Annotated in this window: 13 protein-coding genes; 9 read left to right on the plus strand and 4 right to left on the minus strand. The window is 66.1% G+C overall.

Going from position 1 to position 15,707, the window contains the following annotated elements; all coding sequences use genetic code 11:
* Positions 1-28: 28 nt before the first annotated feature.
* The 4 genes from ACW173_RS18635 to ACW173_RS18650 form a co-directional block, all read right to left on the minus strand.
* Positions 29-427 carry an aldo/keto reductase gene (locus ACW173_RS18635; protein WP_492081582.1) on the minus strand — a complete coding sequence of 133 codons (399 nt, stop codon included), beginning with the start codon at positions 425-427 and terminating at the stop codon, positions 29-31.
* Between the two features lie 45 nt (positions 428-472).
* Positions 473-595 carry a hypothetical protein gene (locus tag ACW173_RS18640; RefSeq protein WP_492081583.1) on the minus strand — a complete coding sequence of 41 codons (123 nt, stop codon included), beginning with the start codon at positions 593-595 and terminating at the stop codon, positions 473-475.
* A gap of 12 nt (positions 596-607) precedes the next feature.
* Complete coding sequence (locus ACW173_RS18645) at positions 608-1,765, minus strand: lactonase family protein (RefSeq protein ID WP_492081584.1); 1,158 nt, start codon at positions 1,763-1,765, stop codon at positions 608-610.
* Between the two features lie 145 nt (positions 1,766-1,910).
* Positions 1,911-3,149, minus strand: a complete 1,239-nt coding sequence (locus tag ACW173_RS18650) for a LysR substrate-binding domain-containing protein (protein WP_492081585.1) — start codon at positions 3,147-3,149, stop codon at positions 1,911-1,913.
* A 531-nt stretch (positions 3,150-3,680) separates the two neighbouring features.
* On the opposite strand from ACW173_RS18650, the gene ACW173_RS18655 reads away from it, so the two are divergent.
* The 9 genes from ACW173_RS18655 to ACW173_RS18695 all read left to right on the plus strand — a co-directional run bounded on the left by ACW173_RS18655 (position 3,681) and on the right by ACW173_RS18695 (position 15,658).
* A complete protein-coding gene (locus ACW173_RS18655) occupies positions 3,681-4,631 on the plus strand; it encodes an ABC transporter substrate-binding protein (protein ID WP_492081586.1) in 951 nt (316 codons plus the stop codon).
* A 17-nt stretch (positions 4,632-4,648) separates the two neighbouring features.
* Positions 4,649-5,674 (plus strand): amidohydrolase family protein, encoded by a 1,026-nt coding sequence (locus ACW173_RS18660; RefSeq protein ID WP_492081587.1) that lies wholly within the window; start codon positions 4,649-4,651, stop codon positions 5,672-5,674.
* Positions 5,675-5,861: 187 nt separating this feature from the next.
* Positions 5,862-6,713, plus strand: a complete 852-nt coding sequence (locus ACW173_RS18665; RefSeq protein WP_492081588.1) for an amidohydrolase family protein — start codon at positions 5,862-5,864, stop codon at positions 6,711-6,713.
* A 23-nt stretch (positions 6,714-6,736) separates the two neighbouring features.
* Positions 6,737-8,050, plus strand: a complete 1,314-nt coding sequence (locus ACW173_RS18670; protein WP_492081589.1) for an MFS transporter — start codon at positions 6,737-6,739, stop codon at positions 8,048-8,050.
* 96 nt (positions 8,051-8,146) lie between these two features.
* Positions 8,147-9,160 carry a DODA-type extradiol aromatic ring-opening family dioxygenase gene (locus ACW173_RS18675; protein ID WP_492081590.1) on the plus strand — a complete coding sequence of 338 codons (1,014 nt, stop codon included), beginning with the start codon at positions 8,147-8,149 and terminating at the stop codon, positions 9,158-9,160.
* Positions 9,161-9,177: 17 nt separating this feature from the next.
* The gene (locus ACW173_RS18680; protein ID WP_492081591.1) at positions 9,178-10,035 is read left to right on the plus strand and encodes an HpcH/HpaI aldolase family protein; all 858 of its coding nucleotides are present in this window, start codon (positions 9,178-9,180) and stop codon (positions 10,033-10,035) included.
* A gap of 140 nt (positions 10,036-10,175) precedes the next feature.
* Positions 10,176-11,720, plus strand: a complete 1,545-nt coding sequence (locus tag ACW173_RS18685; protein WP_492081592.1) for an acetolactate synthase large subunit — start codon at positions 10,176-10,178, stop codon at positions 11,718-11,720.
* A gap of 18 nt (positions 11,721-11,738) precedes the next feature.
* Positions 11,739-12,635 carry a substrate-binding domain-containing protein gene (locus ACW173_RS18690; RefSeq protein ID WP_492081593.1) on the plus strand — a complete coding sequence of 299 codons (897 nt, stop codon included), beginning with the start codon at positions 11,739-11,741 and terminating at the stop codon, positions 12,633-12,635.
* A 188-nt stretch (positions 12,636-12,823) separates the two neighbouring features.
* Positions 12,824-15,658, plus strand: a complete 2,835-nt coding sequence (locus ACW173_RS18695; RefSeq protein ID WP_492081594.1) for a TonB-dependent receptor domain-containing protein — start codon at positions 12,824-12,826, stop codon at positions 15,656-15,658.
* The last annotated feature ends 49 nt before the right edge of the window (positions 15,659-15,707 follow it).

The following is a 15,707-nucleotide window of genomic DNA, read 5'->3' on the forward strand; positions in this document are numbered from 1 at the left end:
AGCTTCGGCTTCGCCTTTCTTTTTGGCTTCAGGCCAGAATCTCGTTCGCCAGCAGTTCGGTGGCGACCTGGGCCTGGGCTTTGGCGGGGTATCGGGGGGCGTGGATGGCGTCGCCGTCGAACAGGGCGGCGACCTGGGCAATGACCTCTGGCGCAAGGGAGACGGCGGTCGCGCCGACGTTCTCCTCGAGATGCGCGAGGCTGGTGGCGCCGGGGATGGGCACGACGTGCTCGCCGCGCTCCAGGGTCCAGGCTAGTGAGAGTTGGGCCGGTGTCAGGCCAAGATCGGCGGCCAGGACGTCGAAGCGGCGGGCGGACCGCAGATTGCGCGACAGGTTCGGCTCGACGAAGCGCGGCATCCAGGCGCGGATGTTGCCTCGGGCGTAGTTCGCGTCGGAGACCGCGCCGGCCAGCAGGCCGCGCGTCACTGGCGAGAAGGCTCCGGCAGGTGACGCCGAGGTCCAGCGCCCGGTTCAGCAGCCGCTCGCCGTTCTCGGCCAGTGGCGGGGGGCATAGGCATGGCTGAGGTTCATGCAGCCCAGGCCGATCGACGAAACCTGGGAGGGGCCGATCTGGCGCTGGGGCAGGGGTGTCACGGCGCTGTCTCTCTAGTGGCTGCTCAGGAAGGCGATGCTGGTCGGCTTGGCGACCGCGACCGACTGGTCCGTGGCGGTCAGCTTGCCGGAGGCCGGATCGCGCGCTAGGACGGTGACAGTACCCGAACCCTGGTTTGCCGCCAGCAGCCAGCGGCCGGTCGGATCGATCCCAAAGCTCCAAGGTGTCTGACCGCCGGAGGGGGTGCGCTGGATCTCGGTCAGGGCGCCGGTTTTCTGATCGACGGCATAGACGACAATGACGTGCTCGACGCGGATCGAGGCATAGACGAAGCGGCCGTCGCGGCTGATCGCGATCTCGGCGCCGTTGATCGGCGGATCGCCGCCGGCGCGCACGGCGTCAAGTTCCTTGAGTGCGCCTTTGCGTGCCTCCCAGCCGAACGTCCGGATCGCCGGCGCCAACTCGCTGATCAGGAAAACTAGGCGGCCGTTCGGATGGAAGGCCAGGTGGCGCGGGCCGGTCCCGGGTGGGACGCTCACGGAGGTCGCCGCGGCCGGCGCCAGCCGCCGCGTGCGGCGATCATAGGGATGGACGAACACCTTGTCCGAGCCGAGGTCGGCGACCAGCGCGAACTTGCCGGATGGGTCCAGCGCCACGCCGTGGGCATGGGCGCTCTTCTGGCGAGGCGAGGGACCAGAGCCTTGTTCCTGTTGCACCGAGGCCGGAGGCTCGAGGCCGCCATCGGCGCGCAGGGGCAGGGCGGCTACGTGCCCCGATCCATAGTGCGCGACCAGCAGTCCGCTCCCCGGCGCATCCAGCGCCAGATGGGTGGGTCCGCCACCGCCGGAGTCGACGGTCGAGACCAGGGTAAGAGCACCGGTCTTCGGATCGGCCTTCAGGGCGTGGACCTTGCCTTGCGACTTGCCGTCGTTGCCGGTCTCGCTGACGGCGTAGAGCGACTGGCGGCTGGGATGGGCCACGATCCAGGTGGGGCGGGCCAGCTCGGCGCCGACGCCGATGGGCGTCAGCTTGCCCGTGCTGGGATCGAGCCGGGCGGCGAATACGCCCTGGCCTGCTTCGTTGCCCTGGGTTCCGACGTAGACCAGTTGCTCGCTCTTCGGCGCGGCCTGGACGGCGGGCGCGGCCAGAAGGCTCAATGCGCCCGCGGCGACGGCGCGGCGGGTCGGCGCAGGCAGCTTGAAATCGATCATCGGGTCTCCTGTCGCGCGGGCTTCCCAGGTCTTCAGCACGCTGTCGAGCCAGGGAACGGGTTGTTCCAGAGGCTCGGTCAGAAGATCGTAGCTGTCGCCTCTCGCTCCGCCGCCAAGTTTGGCGGGCGGAGCGATTGAAATGCTGTTAGCCGGCCTTGCGCAGCATGGTCGGCGAGGTGGCGTCGGCCGTGTGACGGCGCAGCAGTTCGATGAAGCCTTGGTGCAGCTTGGTCGGGAGCCAGCCCGACCGCATGGTCACGCCAATGGCGGGGGCGGGATCGATCGGACCAAAGGGCAGGGAGACCAGTTCGCTCTCGTGCATCAGCTCGTACGAGGTCATTAAAGCCAGGCGGTCGCTGCGCGAGAGCAGGTGGCGGACGATCGGCAGGGCGCTGGTGGCGATCGAGGTCTGCGGCGCGACCTTGCCTTCGAATAGGCGCTCGAAGCAGGCGCGGCGGCTGGCGCCCGGCGTGCCGACGACCCAGTCGTAGCGCAGCAGGTCCTCGACGCCGACGCTGCCCTTGCGGGCCAGCGGATGGCCTCGACGCGCGACGACGGTATAGGGCGTGCGGGCCAGGGCTTCGTTGGTCAGGTCCTCGCCCTTGGTTTCCTGGACCAGGCCGATCACGAAATCGACCTCGCCATCACGCAGACGCTTGAGCATCTCCGAGGCGCTCTCGTTGACGATCTTGACGTCGACCTTGGGGTTGGCGCGGACGAACTCGTCCAGCACCGAGGCCAGGAGCACGCTGCCGCCGAACGGCATGGCGCCGATGGCGATCTGGCTGGCGGCGCTGCCCTGGGCGGCCTCGATCTCGTGGATTCCCCACTCGATTTCCTGGGTGGCCAGCTTGATGCGACGCCCGAACTCGACCCCGGCCGGCGTGACCATCACGCCGGCGGCGGTGCGGTAGTAGATCGACTTCTTGAGATTGCCCTCGAGGTCGCGGGCGGCCCGCTGCAGTGAGGCCTGCGACAGCTCCAGCACCTGGGCGGCTTCGGCGAATGAGCCGCTCTCGACGATGGCGATCAGGCTGCGGGCCTGGGAGCGTGAAATGCGCTTGGCGATGACTGGCGCGGACTCGGAACCGCCGGGCACGCCCAGGGTGACCAGGGCTTGCTCGAACTGTTCGAACAGCCGGGTGGTGCGGCGATGGAAGATCTCGCCCAGTTCGTTGAGGTAGCTGCCGCTGGCGCGGCGCTCGAGCAGAATGGCGCCGATCTGCTGTTCCAGCTTGGCCAACGCCTGGGTGACTGCTGGCTGGGAGAGATTGCACTCCTCCGACGCCCTGCGGACGCTGTTCAGGCGACCGACGCTTTCGAACAGCTTCAGCTGCCGGAAGCTCAGCGACGCGGCCCTGCTTTCAGGATCCATGTCGATCATTTTCGTTCCTCCGATCACCAAGCGCTAACAGGAATCAATCGGGGTGTGAATTGGCTGGACCCGGGCGAAAGTGGGCGAGATCAGGACCGCGAACCCGCTGGGCGCTCGCTTCCACGAACGTGCGAACGCCGCTCGTCTATTCGTGGAAGTGACCGGAAAGCATCTGGAATTTCCTTTCTATTCCTTGGCTTTGGACGACTTATCAGTGTCGGATTTCGTTACGAATGAAACCAGTGTGGGCGCCCGCCGAGGCCTTCACCGAGCGATAAGAAACGCGTCTTCCTGCGCGCGATCTATTACGGGAGGTGACGCAAAACTTATCGCTCGTTGCGGCAAACCTATCGCTCGTTGCCGGCCGCGCCGATAGGAAATGGCGCATGCCCTCAAGGTTTCGCGGCGCGCCGGTTGCGATCGTCCGGGCGCGAACGCCTTTCTCAGGACGAACGGGGGCGCTCGCCGGTCCGATGACCGCGACCCAATCCCCGGATACTGATGAGTCCTGAGGAGAGGAAATTGGCCGGGAAGGTTCACTTGAAGATAGCCGTGGCGGAGCACCCGCACACGTCGGCCATCCGCAACGGCTCGATCCCCATCGAGGGCGTCGAGGCCGAGATCATCACCGTCAAGCCGCAGATCGGCGCGTTCCGCCGGATGGTGCGCGACGTCGAGTTCGACGTCTGCGAGATCGCGCCCACCACCTACATCATCGCCCGGGCCTACGGCGCGCCGTTCGTGGCCTTGCCGATCTTTGTGGTTCGGCGCTTCCACCACTCAGGCATGCTGGTGCGTCCGGACGCGGGCATCGTCACGGCCAAGGACCTGGAAGGCAAGAAGGTCGGGGTGCGCGCCTATTCGGTGACCACCGGCGTGTGGCTGCGCCAGGCGCTCATGGACGACTGCGGCCTGGACGCCTCCAAGGTGACCTGGGTGGTCGATGACGAGGAGCACGTCCGCGAACTGAAGCTGCCCGGCAACGTGATCCACGCCACTCGCCCGCTGGCCGACATGATGGCCGATGGCGAGCTTTCGGCCGGCGTCGAGGGCGCGGCGGGCATCGGCCGCACCGGCGCGCCGACCGGCGGCTGGCAGGAGGTCGAGGCCAACTATCCCGACCTCTTGCCCAACGCCGCCGAGCTGGAGGCCGACTATTTCCGCCGCACAGGCGTCTATCCGATGCACGGCACGATCGTGGTCAAGGACTCGGTGCTCGCCGAACATCCCTGGGTCGCCACCTCGCTCTACAACGCCTTCAAGCAAGCCAAGGAAGAGTGGCTGGAGAAGGTGCGCCGTGATGGCCCGCAGGACGCCACCGAGAAGAAGTACGTCAAGCTGATGGACATCGTCGGTACCGATCCGCTGCCCTACGGCATCGAAGCCAACCGCCCGACCATCGAGGCGCTGGAACGCACCGCCTTCGCCCAGGGCCTGACCCCCAAGCGGATGAGCATGGATGAGCTGTTCGTCGATCCGGACAAGCTGTGAGCCGAGGACCAAAGACCATGATCATTGATTGCCACGGCCACTTCACCACCGTCCCCAAGTCGTTCCGCGACTGGCGCCAGCGTCAGGTGGATGCCGCAGATAGCCCGTCGACCGCGCCGCCCGTCTCGGAAGCTCACGTCAGTGACGACGAGATCCGCGAAGGCGTCGGCAACGGCCAGCTGAAACTGCAGCAGGAGCGGGGCAGCGACATCACCCTGTTCTCGCCGATCGCCGGCCTGATGAGCCACCACTTGGGCAATGAGCGCACCAGCCTGCAGTGGGCCGAGGTCTCCAACAACCTGGTCAAGCGGGTGACCGAGATCTATCCGGACAACTTCGTGCCGGTGTGCCAGCTGCCCCAGTCGCCCGGCGCGCCGCCGAAGAACTCGATCCCCGAGCTGCGTCGCTGCGTCGAGGAGATGGGCTTTGTCGGGGCCAATGTGAACCCGGACCCGACTGGCGGCTACTGGACCGGCAAGCCGCTGACCGACCGCGAATGGTATCCGCTGTTCGAGGCGCTCTGCGAACTCGACGTGCCGGCCATGGTCCACGTGGCGGCCTCGTGCAATCCGAACTTCCACGGCACGGGCGCGCACTATCTGAACGCCGACACCTCGGTGTTCATGCAGATCCTGCAGAGCGATCTCTTCAAGGATTTCCCGACCCTGCGCCTCGTCATCCCGCATGGCGGCGGGGCGGTGCCCTATCACTGGGGGCGCTATCGCGGCATGTCGCTGGAGATGGCCAATCGGCCACTGGAAGGCCTGCTGGACAACATCTACTTCGACAGCTGCGTCTATCACCATCCGGGCGTCGACCTGCTGACCAAGGTCATACCATCCAAGAACGTGCTGTTCGGCTCGGAGATGATCGGCGCCGTGCGCGGCAAGGATCCGGACACCGGCTACTACTTCGACGACACCAAGCGCTATGTCGATGCGTGCGTCAGCCTGACCGACGAGGACCGCTTCAATATCTACGAAGGCAATGCCCGCCGGGTGTATCCACGCCTCGACGCGCAACTGAAGGCGCGCGGAAAATAGTCTAACAGTTTCAAATCTCTACGAAGGCGCGATGCGGTATCTCCACGTCGCGCCTTTTACGTTTTGGCGGCCCTAAACTTATACCTCGCCGCATAGCTTCGACTGCTCCAGGGCGGCGATCTCGGGGACGATGGCTTCGAACTAACGGCGGCGACGAGCCCGCCAGAGGCCAATCTAGGGAGCGCTTATGTCCTCGGTCATCGACATCCATCCGCACGTGATCTCGGATGACGAGGCCCGCTATCCGCCGGCGCCGCTGTTCGGCAAACGCTCGGACTGGTCGCAGGAACGGCCCTGCGTGGTCGAGACCCTGATCGCGGCCATGGACGAGGCGGGCGTGGCCAAGGCGGCTGTGGTCCACTCGTCGACCACCTACGGCTTCGACAACAGTTATGTCGTCGACGCCTGCAACCAGTACGGCGACCGCCTGGTCGCAGTCGGCTCGGTAGACGTGCGGGCCCCGGACGCGATCGAGACGATCAAGGCCTGGACCGATAAGGGGCTAGCGGGCCTGCGCATCTTCACCGGCGGCAGCACCAAGGACTTCGATCCCAGCGAACTGGAGGACGAAGCCGCCTATCCCACCTGGGAGCTGCTGGGCGACTTGGGGCTGACCATGTGCATCCAGACCGGACCGGTCGGTCTGCCGCAGGTGACCAACCTGGCCAAGCGCTTCCCGAGCGTGCCGATCATCCTCGACCACCTGGCTCGGCCCGAGGTCGCCGACGGACCTCCCTACGAGGCGGCCCAGAGTCTGTTCGCGCTAGCCGAAATCCCATCGATCTATCTGAAGCTGACGCCCCGGATCATGGGCGACAGCGTCAAGGGCGCGGCCACGGCCGAGACCTTCTTCCCGAAGGTCGTGGAGATGTTCGGGGCGAACCGCCTGGCCTGGGGCTCGAATTTCCCGACCTCGCCGGGGACGCTCGCGGAAATTCTTGCGACCGCCAAGCAGCGCTTGGCCTCGCTTTCGGACGAAGACCAGGCCTGGGTCTTCGGCAAGACCGCCCTGTCGCTCTATCCCAAGCTCGGCGCATAGTGAGAAGGTCAGGGGAATAATGCATGGCCAGCACCAGTGAGGCCGCCGCCATTACCGCCAACGAGGGGATGACGGTCGCCACCGTCACCGTTCCGCCCGTCTGGAAGCGATGGTCGATCCTGGCCCTCCTGGCCGTCGGCGCCCTGATCGCGTTCGTGGATCGCACCAGCATTTCGTCGGCCCTCGCGACGCCGTCGTTCAAGGAGCATTTCCACCTGTCCAACCTGGATCGGGGTTGGATCAATTCGGCGTTCTTCTGGTCCTACGCGGCCCTGCAGATCCCGATGGGCTGGGTCGTCGACCGTTATGGGGTGAAGAGGGCCTATACGATCTGCTTCGTTGTGTGGTGCGCGGCATCGGCCCTGACGGGGTTGGCCACGACCCTGGCGGGGCTCATCGTCATGCGCCTGATCGTCGGCGCGGCCGAGGCGGTGGTGGTGCCGGCGAGCTATCGCTGGATCCGCAACAACTTCCACGAGGGCGAAAGCGGCACGGCCGTCGGCCTCTACATGCTGGGCAACAAGTTCGGCCCCGCCATCGGCGCGCCCGTAGCGGCCTGGCTGATCGTCGCCTACGACTGGCGAGCCATGTTCGTGATCACCGGCGCCGTCGGCCTCATCTGGCTGCTGCCCTGGCTGTTCATGGTCAAGAACGACTTGCCCCAGAAGAGCGAGATGGTGGCGGTGCGGGCCAAGGCGTCGGCGGTGCCGCTCAAGAACATCCTGGCTAGCCCCCTGGTCTGGGGCACGCTGGTGGTCAACTTCTGCTACAACTACTTCACCTTCTACTGCATGACTTGGATGCCGGCCTATCTGGTCGAGCACCGCGGCCTGAGCTTGGCGAAGATGGGCCTCTATTCCTTCTTCAGCTTCGCCGGCATCGCCATCGTGGCGCTGGTCGCGGGCTGGACGGCGGACAAGCTGATCGCCCGAGGCGGTGATGCGGTCGTCGTCCGCAAGAGCTTCGTGGTCGCCGGTTTCCTGGTCGCCTCGACGGTGATCCTGGGCGCCAAGACCGACAGCACGGCCACGGCCCTGTTCTGGAACGTGTTCTCGCTGTCAGGCTTGGGCCTGGCGACGGCCAACAACCTGGCCCTCTGCCGCCTGACCTTGATCCCAAAGCCTGCCGTTGGCGTGGTGACGGGCATCCAGCAGGTGGCCGTCAGCCTGGCCGGCATGGTCGCGCCGATCCTGTCCGGTTGGCTGCTGGACGTCAGCGGCGGCTACACGGTTCCGATGTACGTAATCTTCGCCTTCCTGCTCTTGGGCGCCCTGACGACCCTGTTCGTCCTGCGCCGCGACTGGGCCCCGAAGGTGCCCGAAGGCGTCGAGCTCTGACCCCCAGGCCGGCGTGAAGCGATCACGCCGAGCCCGAAACGAATTGGCGAGTCAGGGGCAGGGCCCCTAGGTCTCGCTGATCAAGGAGACGCGTAAATGGCCAAGATCGTGTTTGGCATGGCGGTGCCGCACAGCGGCATGCTGGGGCAAGCGCCCGAGGACTGGCTGACCAACGGTGAGCGGGATCGCAAGAACCCGGAGCTCTGGTTCCAAAACCGCACCTGGACCTATCCGGAGCTGGAAGCCCATCGGGGCGCGGCGTTCGAGCCGTTTCTGACGATCGAGGAACGCACCGAGCGCGCCGGTCGCTGCCGCGCGGCGCTGGACCGGATGGCGGAGGCCTATGCCCGGGCCAAGGTCGACGTCTGCATCGTGCTGGGCAAGGACCAGAAGGAGATCTGGCCCGATCAGTCGCCCTCGATCACCATCTATACCGGCGAGGAGGTCCATAACGGCCCGCCCCAGCGCCCCGTTTACGCGCCCGACCACCACGTGGTGCACAAGGCTTATCCGGAGCTGGCGACCTATCTGATCAAGACCTTCCAGAAGGAGGGCTTCGATCTCAACGACCTGCAGGCCTGGCCCGAAAACGTCTGGATGGAGCAGCGTCAGGGCGTGAAGCCGGACTATCCGGTCGTGCCGCACGCCTACAGCTTCGTCTATCACCAGATCATGGGCGACGACCCGCCGCCGCATGTGCCGGTGCTGTTCAACCTGTTCTATCCGCCCACCCAGCCGTCGATGAGCCGCTGCATCCAGTTTGGCCGCGTGCTGCGCGACGCGATCGAGGCCTGGCCGGACGACGTGCGAGTCGCCGTCATCGCCTCGGGCGGCCTGTCACACTTCGTCAATGACGAGGACTTCGACCGCGACGTGATGGGTAAGCTGGCGGCCTACGACTACGACGGTCTCGCCGCGATCCCGGACGGCTACTACCAGTCGGGCACCTCCGAGGTGAAGATCTACAGCATCGTCATGATGGCCCTACAGCAGACGGGGGCGAAGATGACGCTGGTCGACTACGTGCCGTGCTGGCGCACCGCCGCCGGCACTGGCGAGGGCATGGGCTTCATGTACTGGAACCCTGAAGAAACCGCCGAAGCGGTCTGAGAGAGAACGACATCGACATGAGCGACACCCGCCTGAACGGCATCATTCGCGCGTGGGAAGCCGGCAAGCCCGCCTTCACCTGCTTCGCCAAGGCCGACAAGCAGTCGGCTATCGACCTCTCGGACTCGCCCTATGACGGCCTGGTGTTCGAGATGGAACATAATCCCTGGGACATGGCCGCTCTGGGCGATGCACTTCAGTACCTGCTGAACCGCAAGCAGATCCATTCGGCCGCGACCCTGGCGCCGCAGGTCACCCCGATCGTGCGGGTGCCGGCCAATGGCGTCGAGATGAACCAAGCCTACGCCAAGCAGGCCCTGGATCGTGGCGTCTACGGCGTGATCTGGCCGCACATCAACGATGTGGCCCAGGCCTATAACGCCGTCGCCTCTTGCCGCTATGGCCGTCCGAAGAACGCGCCGCTGTACGAACCGCGCGGCGTGCGGGGCGATGGTCCCGCGACGGCTTCACGTTACTGGGGCCTCTCGATGGCCGAGTACTACGCCAAGGCCGACGTCTGGCCGCTGGCCCCCCAGGGCGAGCTGCTGGTCGGCCTGATGATCGAGAGCGTCAAGGGTGTCGAGAACCTGGACGAGATCCTCAAGGAAGTGCCGGGTGTCGGCTTAGTGCTGATCGGGGAGGGCGACCTCTCCCAGGAAATGGGCTTCCCGCGCCAGTACGATCATCCGGATGTCCGCGACGCCATGAAGAAGGTCGCCGAGACCTGCGTGCGCCACGGCGTGCCGGTCGGCAATCCACACACCAGCGCCGGCAACATCGATCGCTTGCTGGCCGAAGGCTACCGCTTCCTGATGGCCGCCCCGCAGCGCTCCTATGGCGTGGTCGGCAAGGGCAAGGAATTGGCCGGCTACTGATCTAAGGACACCCAGGGAAGGGCCGGAAATCTATCGCTTTCCGGCCCGTTTGGATTGGGTCGCCGCCCGCTGGAAATGATCTTTCTTCCTCCTGAGACGGACGCGCCGAGAAGCGCTCCTGACCGAGTGGAGGAGTTGAGATGAACGGCGCCGAAAGCCTTGTGAACACGCTGGCCGACCAGGGCGTCGAGGTCTGCTTCGCCAATCCCGGCACCTCGGAAATGCATTTCCTGCAGGCGCTGGAAAATCCCCGGATGAAGAGCGTGCTGTGCCTGTTCGAGGGCGTGGCGACCGGGGCGGCCGACGGCTGGTACCGCATGCGCGACAAGCCGGCCAGCACCTTGCTTCACCTGGGTCCCGGCCTGGCCAATGGCCTGGCCAACATCCACAACGCCAAGCGCGCCAGCTCCGGGATGGTCAACATCATCGGCGAGCACGCGACCGCGCATCTGAAGTACGACGCGCCCCTGACCTCGGACATCGAGGGCTTGGCGCGGCCGCTGAGCCACTGGGTGCGCCGCGCCGACAGCTCCGCCTCGATCGCCCTGGACACCGCCTCGGCCGTCGCCAAGGCCAGTGAGCATCCCGGTCAGATCGCGACCCTGATCCTGCCCGGCGACACCTCGTGGGGCGACGCCGGCACGCCGCCGAAGACCACCCGCGCCGTCATCCAGCGCAAGGCGCCCGACCAGGCTCGCGTGGACCACGTCGCCCAAGTGCTGCGCGCTGATGGCGACACCCTGATCATCCTCGGCAACAAAGCCATGCGCGGCCAGGCGCTGGAGCTGGCCGGCCAGGTCGCCGCCAAGACCGGCGCGCGCCTGGCCACTCAGTTCTTCAGCACACGCATCGAGCGCGGGGCCGGCCGCGTGCCGTTGGAGCGCATCCCCTACGCCGTACCCCAGGCGGTAGCGTTCCTAAAGGGTTTCAAGAGCATCGTCACGGTCGAGACCGGCGAGCCGATCGCCTTCTTCAGCTATCCCGACAAGCCCAGCCTGCTGAAGTCGCCCGAGAGCACGGTGCACAGTCTAGTCACGACCGGCGAGGATAGCGTCCTGGGCCTGGAGATGCTGCTGGACGCGCTGGGCGGTCCCAAGATCGCGCCGCGCCTGCAGGAGCGCGCCGACAACGGCGTGCCGACCGGCAAGCTGGAGCCCATCAGCATCGCCCACGCTTTGGCCAGCGCGATGCCCGAGCACTGCATTCTGGTCGACGAGTCGCTGACCACGGGCCGGGAGAGCATGGGCCTGACCGCCGGCGCCCTCCCGCACGACACCATCCAGAACATGGGCGGCTCGATCGGCTACGGCACGCCCGTGGCTACCGGCGCGGCCCTGGCCTGCCCCGACCGCCGGGTCTTCTGCATGGTGGGCGACGGCAGCGCCATGTACACGATCCAGTCGCTGTGGACCCAGGCGCGCGAAGGCCTGAACGTCACGACGATCATCTTCGCCAACCACAGCTACCAGATCCTCAAGACCGAGTTCGCCAACATGGGCTTCGGCGCGCCAGGCCCGCAGGCCCTGGCGATGATCGACATCGACAGGCCGCGTATCGACTGGGTGGCGATGGGGACCAGCATGGGCGTCCCCTCGCAGCGCGTCACCACGGCCGAGGACTTCCACAAGAGCATGGTCAACTCGGTCCGCGAGGCGGGTCCGGTGCTGATCGAGGTCGCCCTTTAGGGGCGAAGGGATAGAGATATGACCAACACCACGACCGACGTCCTGATGCTGAAGACCAACCTGGCCGACTATCCTGTGACGAAGGCCATGAAGGACGGCCGGGTGACCTCGGACATCGTCAAGTTGGACTACTGCGGCCCGGAGCAGGCCCATAACGGCTTCAAGGACATGGTTCGCCGCAACATGTACGACGTCGGCGAGCTGGCGATCGTCACCTACTTGCAGGCCAAGTGCTACGGGAAGCCGTACGTCATGCTGCCGGCTCCGATCTCCGGCCGCTTCCAGCATCACTGCGCCGGGTTCAACAAGGAGCTCGGCCACCTCGACCCGAAGGATATCGAAGGCAAGGAAGTGGGCGTGCGCACCTACGCCCAGACCACCGGCCTGTGGATCCGCGGCGTCCTCCAGCACGAGTACGGCGTCGATCTAGACAAGGTCACCTGGCGGACCACGGGCGACGGCCACCTCGAGGAATACAGCGATCCGGCCAACTGCATCCGCCTGCCAAAGGGTTCGGACATCGGCCAGATGATGCTGGACGGCGAGCTGGCCGCCACCCTGCAAGGCGTCGACCTGCCCAAGGATCCGCGCGTCCAGTACCTGGTTCCCGATCCGTTCAACGCCGCCAAGGCCTGGTTCGAGCGCGAGGAGGTCGTGCCGATCAACCACGTGTTCGTCGTCCACGAGGACATCTCGAAGAAGCGCCCCGACGTGGTGCGCGAGATCTATCGCATGATCGTCGAGAGCCGGGCGCTCACCGAAGGCGGCCCGCCGGCCGTCTATCCGCCGTTCGGTGTCGAGGCCAACCGCAAGGGCCTGCAGCTGGCGATCGACTGGTCGTTCGACCAGAAGATCATTCCGCGCAAGCTGTCGATCGACGAGCTGTTCGACGAGACCACGGCGGCCCTAGGCTAGCCTCGATCCAGGCGGGCGCGCGATCCTTTGGAGAATGAATGGACGCGCGCTCGAAACCAATAAGCGCGATGTCGGAAAGGCGACGCATCCTAAAATCGCGGCCCTGAACGCGTCGCGACAAAAAAAAGAAAAACAGTCGAGGTCGGGCGCGAGCGACCGCGCCTTCTCTCGGCATAAGGGAGGGATAAATGAAGAAGCGCACCACGAGCCTTGCTTTGCTTGCGGGAGTGAGCGCCGCCGCGCTCGCCACGGCCGCTGTTGCTCAAAGCACGCCGCCGAAAGAGACTGACACCGCGACGGTCACCGAAATTCTGGTCACGGGGTCGCGCGTCATCAAGAACGGCGACGCCAGCCCGTCGCCGGTGACGGTCATGCCGGCCGAGGATCTGACCAAGGCCAATCCCGGCTCGACGCTCGCCGACGCGCTCAACACGCTCCCGACGTTCGCCGGCTCGCGCGGCGCGACCAGCAACCCTACCACGACCGGCACCGCCGCCGGCGGCAACGGCGCGGCCAACCAGCTGAACCTGCGCAATCTCGACGCGGTCCGCACCCTGATCCTGATGGACGGCAAGCGGGTCCCACCGACCCTGTTCAACGGCGTTGTCGACGTCGACATCATCCCGCAGATGCTAGTCGAACGCGTCGACGTGGTGACCGGCGGCGTCTCGGCGGTCTACGGCTCCGACGCTGTCGCCGGCGTGGTCAACTACGTCATCAACAAGAAGTTCAACGGCGTCCGCGCCGAGACCAGCTATGGCGTGTCCGAGCAAGGCGACGGCGCCAAGTTCGACGCGGCCTTCGCGGCGGGTACGGCCCTGAACGACCGCCTCCACGTCGAGGGCAGCTACGAGTTCCGCAAGGAAGACGGCATCGACCGTCGTTCGGATCGCGACTGGCTGAACCAGTGGGGCGTCACGGGCGGCGGCACCACGGCCAACCCCTATGTCCTGCAAGGCAATCTGCGCCAAAGCGCCTTTCCGTTCGGCGGCCTGATCACGACGGGCGCGCTGGCCAACCAGGTGTTCAGGGCTGACGGTGTGCTCAGCACCTTCCAGAACGGGGCGGCGACCGGCACGGCCGGCGTCCAGGTCGGCGGCGACGGCGGCTACTGGGACTCCGGTCTGGTCGCGCGTCTCAAGGGCCACCAGGTCTTCGGCCGGATGGACTATGACGTCTCCGACAATGTCCAGTTCTACGCTCAGGTCTCGGGCAACCTGAAGCAGAACACCAACTTCGCCGAGACCAACCAGCTCAACGCCGTCACCCTGAGCCGGGCCAACGCCTTCCTGCCGGCCCAGTACCGCGCCCTGATCCCGACAACCGAAACCACCTTCCGGTTCAGCAAGCTGATGGGCGAGGCGCCGCGCGTCTCGGCCGACGCGGACAGCAAGCAGTGGGTCTTCAACACCGGCGTTTCGGGCGAGACGAACGGCTTCGCCTGGGGCGTCGACTATGTCCATGGCAGCGCCAAGCTGACCACGGCGCTGAAGAACACCATCAACCGCCAGAAGCTTGGCGCGGCGCTCGACGCCGTCAGCGACGCCTCGGGCAGGGTGGTCTGCAACATCACCCTGACCAATCCGGGCCTGGCCGACGGCTGCGTGCCGATCAACGTCTTCGGACCGACGGCCTCGTCCGCGGCGGCCCTGGCCTATGTCACCGAGACGATCCACTACGACTCGCTGACCAAGATGGACGACATCTCCGGCCAGCTGTCGCACAGCCTGTTCGATCTCGGGGCCGGTCCGGTGAACGCCGCGATCTCGGCCGAGTGGCGCAAGGTCTCGTTCAAGTCGACCAGCGATTCGACGCCGGCCGACCTGGTGAACTGCACGGGTGTCCGCTTCAACTGCACCGCGGGCACGACGCGCAACGAGTTCGTGTTCGGCCAGACTCCAAACGGCGTCAGCCAGACGGTTTGGGAAGTGGCCAGTGAGTTCGACGCTCCGCTGCTGCGCGACAAGGCCTTCGCCCAGAGCCTGAACGTCAACGGCGCGGTCCGCTACACCAAGTACAACACCAGCGGTCAGTACTGGACCTGGAAGGTCGGCATGGCCTGGGAGATCGCCGATCCCCTGCGCGTGCGCCTGACCCGTTCACGCGACATTCGCGCACCCACGCTGTTCGACCTGTTCTCGCCGATCACCTCGGTCACGGTCCGTCCGACCGACTTCCTGACCGGCCTTGCCCCGACCGTCGCGTCGATCGACCAGGGCAATTCAAGCCTGAAGGCCGAGATCGCCGACACCCTGACCGGCGGTCTAGTGTGGAAGGTGACCTCGAACCTCAGCTTCACGCTCGACGCCTACAAGATCACCATCAAGGACGCGATCACTCAGATCCAGGGTCAGACTCAGGCGATCCAACAGGCCTGCTATGACAGTGGCGGCGCCTCGCCGTACTGCCAGCTGCAGGTGCGCCCGCTGAACTATACCGACAAGTCGGCCGCCAACGCGGTGACGGCCTGGCTGACTCAGCGCATCAACCTCTCGCAGATCAAGACCAAGGGCCTCGACTTCGAGGCCAACTATTCGGGCTCGCTGTTCGGTCGTCCGATGACCGCCCGCCTGCTGACGGCCTACCAGCCCGAACTGCTCTACATCCAGCCGAACGTGCCCGACCTCGATCAGGGCGGCGTCGGCTTCGGTCCCGGCGGCCTGGGCGCCACGCCGTCGGTGCGCGTCACCGCCTTCCTGCGCTTCAAGCCGACCGATCGCATAACCGTGGACATCACCGAGCGCTGGCGCAACGCCATGAAGCTGGGCGGCGACGCCTCGCAGGTCTGGGTCAAGAACCGTGTCGGCGCCTTCGCCACTACCGGCCTCAACGTGTCGTGGGAGCCCGACGTCACGTTCGCCAACCTGCAGGTCTATGCGAACGTCCAGAACCTGTTCGACGCCAGCCCGCCTCCCGGCGCCTATTCGGGCAACGGCACGCGCAGCGGCCTGAGGGACGGCTTCGCCATCGGCGACGATCCGCGCGGACGCTTCTACACCGCAGGCCTGCGCATGAAGTTCTGATGCGGGCCTAGTGAACGCAGCGGGCGGCTTCGGGGGAGATCCTGGGGCC

Source organism: Caulobacter sp. ALps2 (assembly GCF_058681635.1).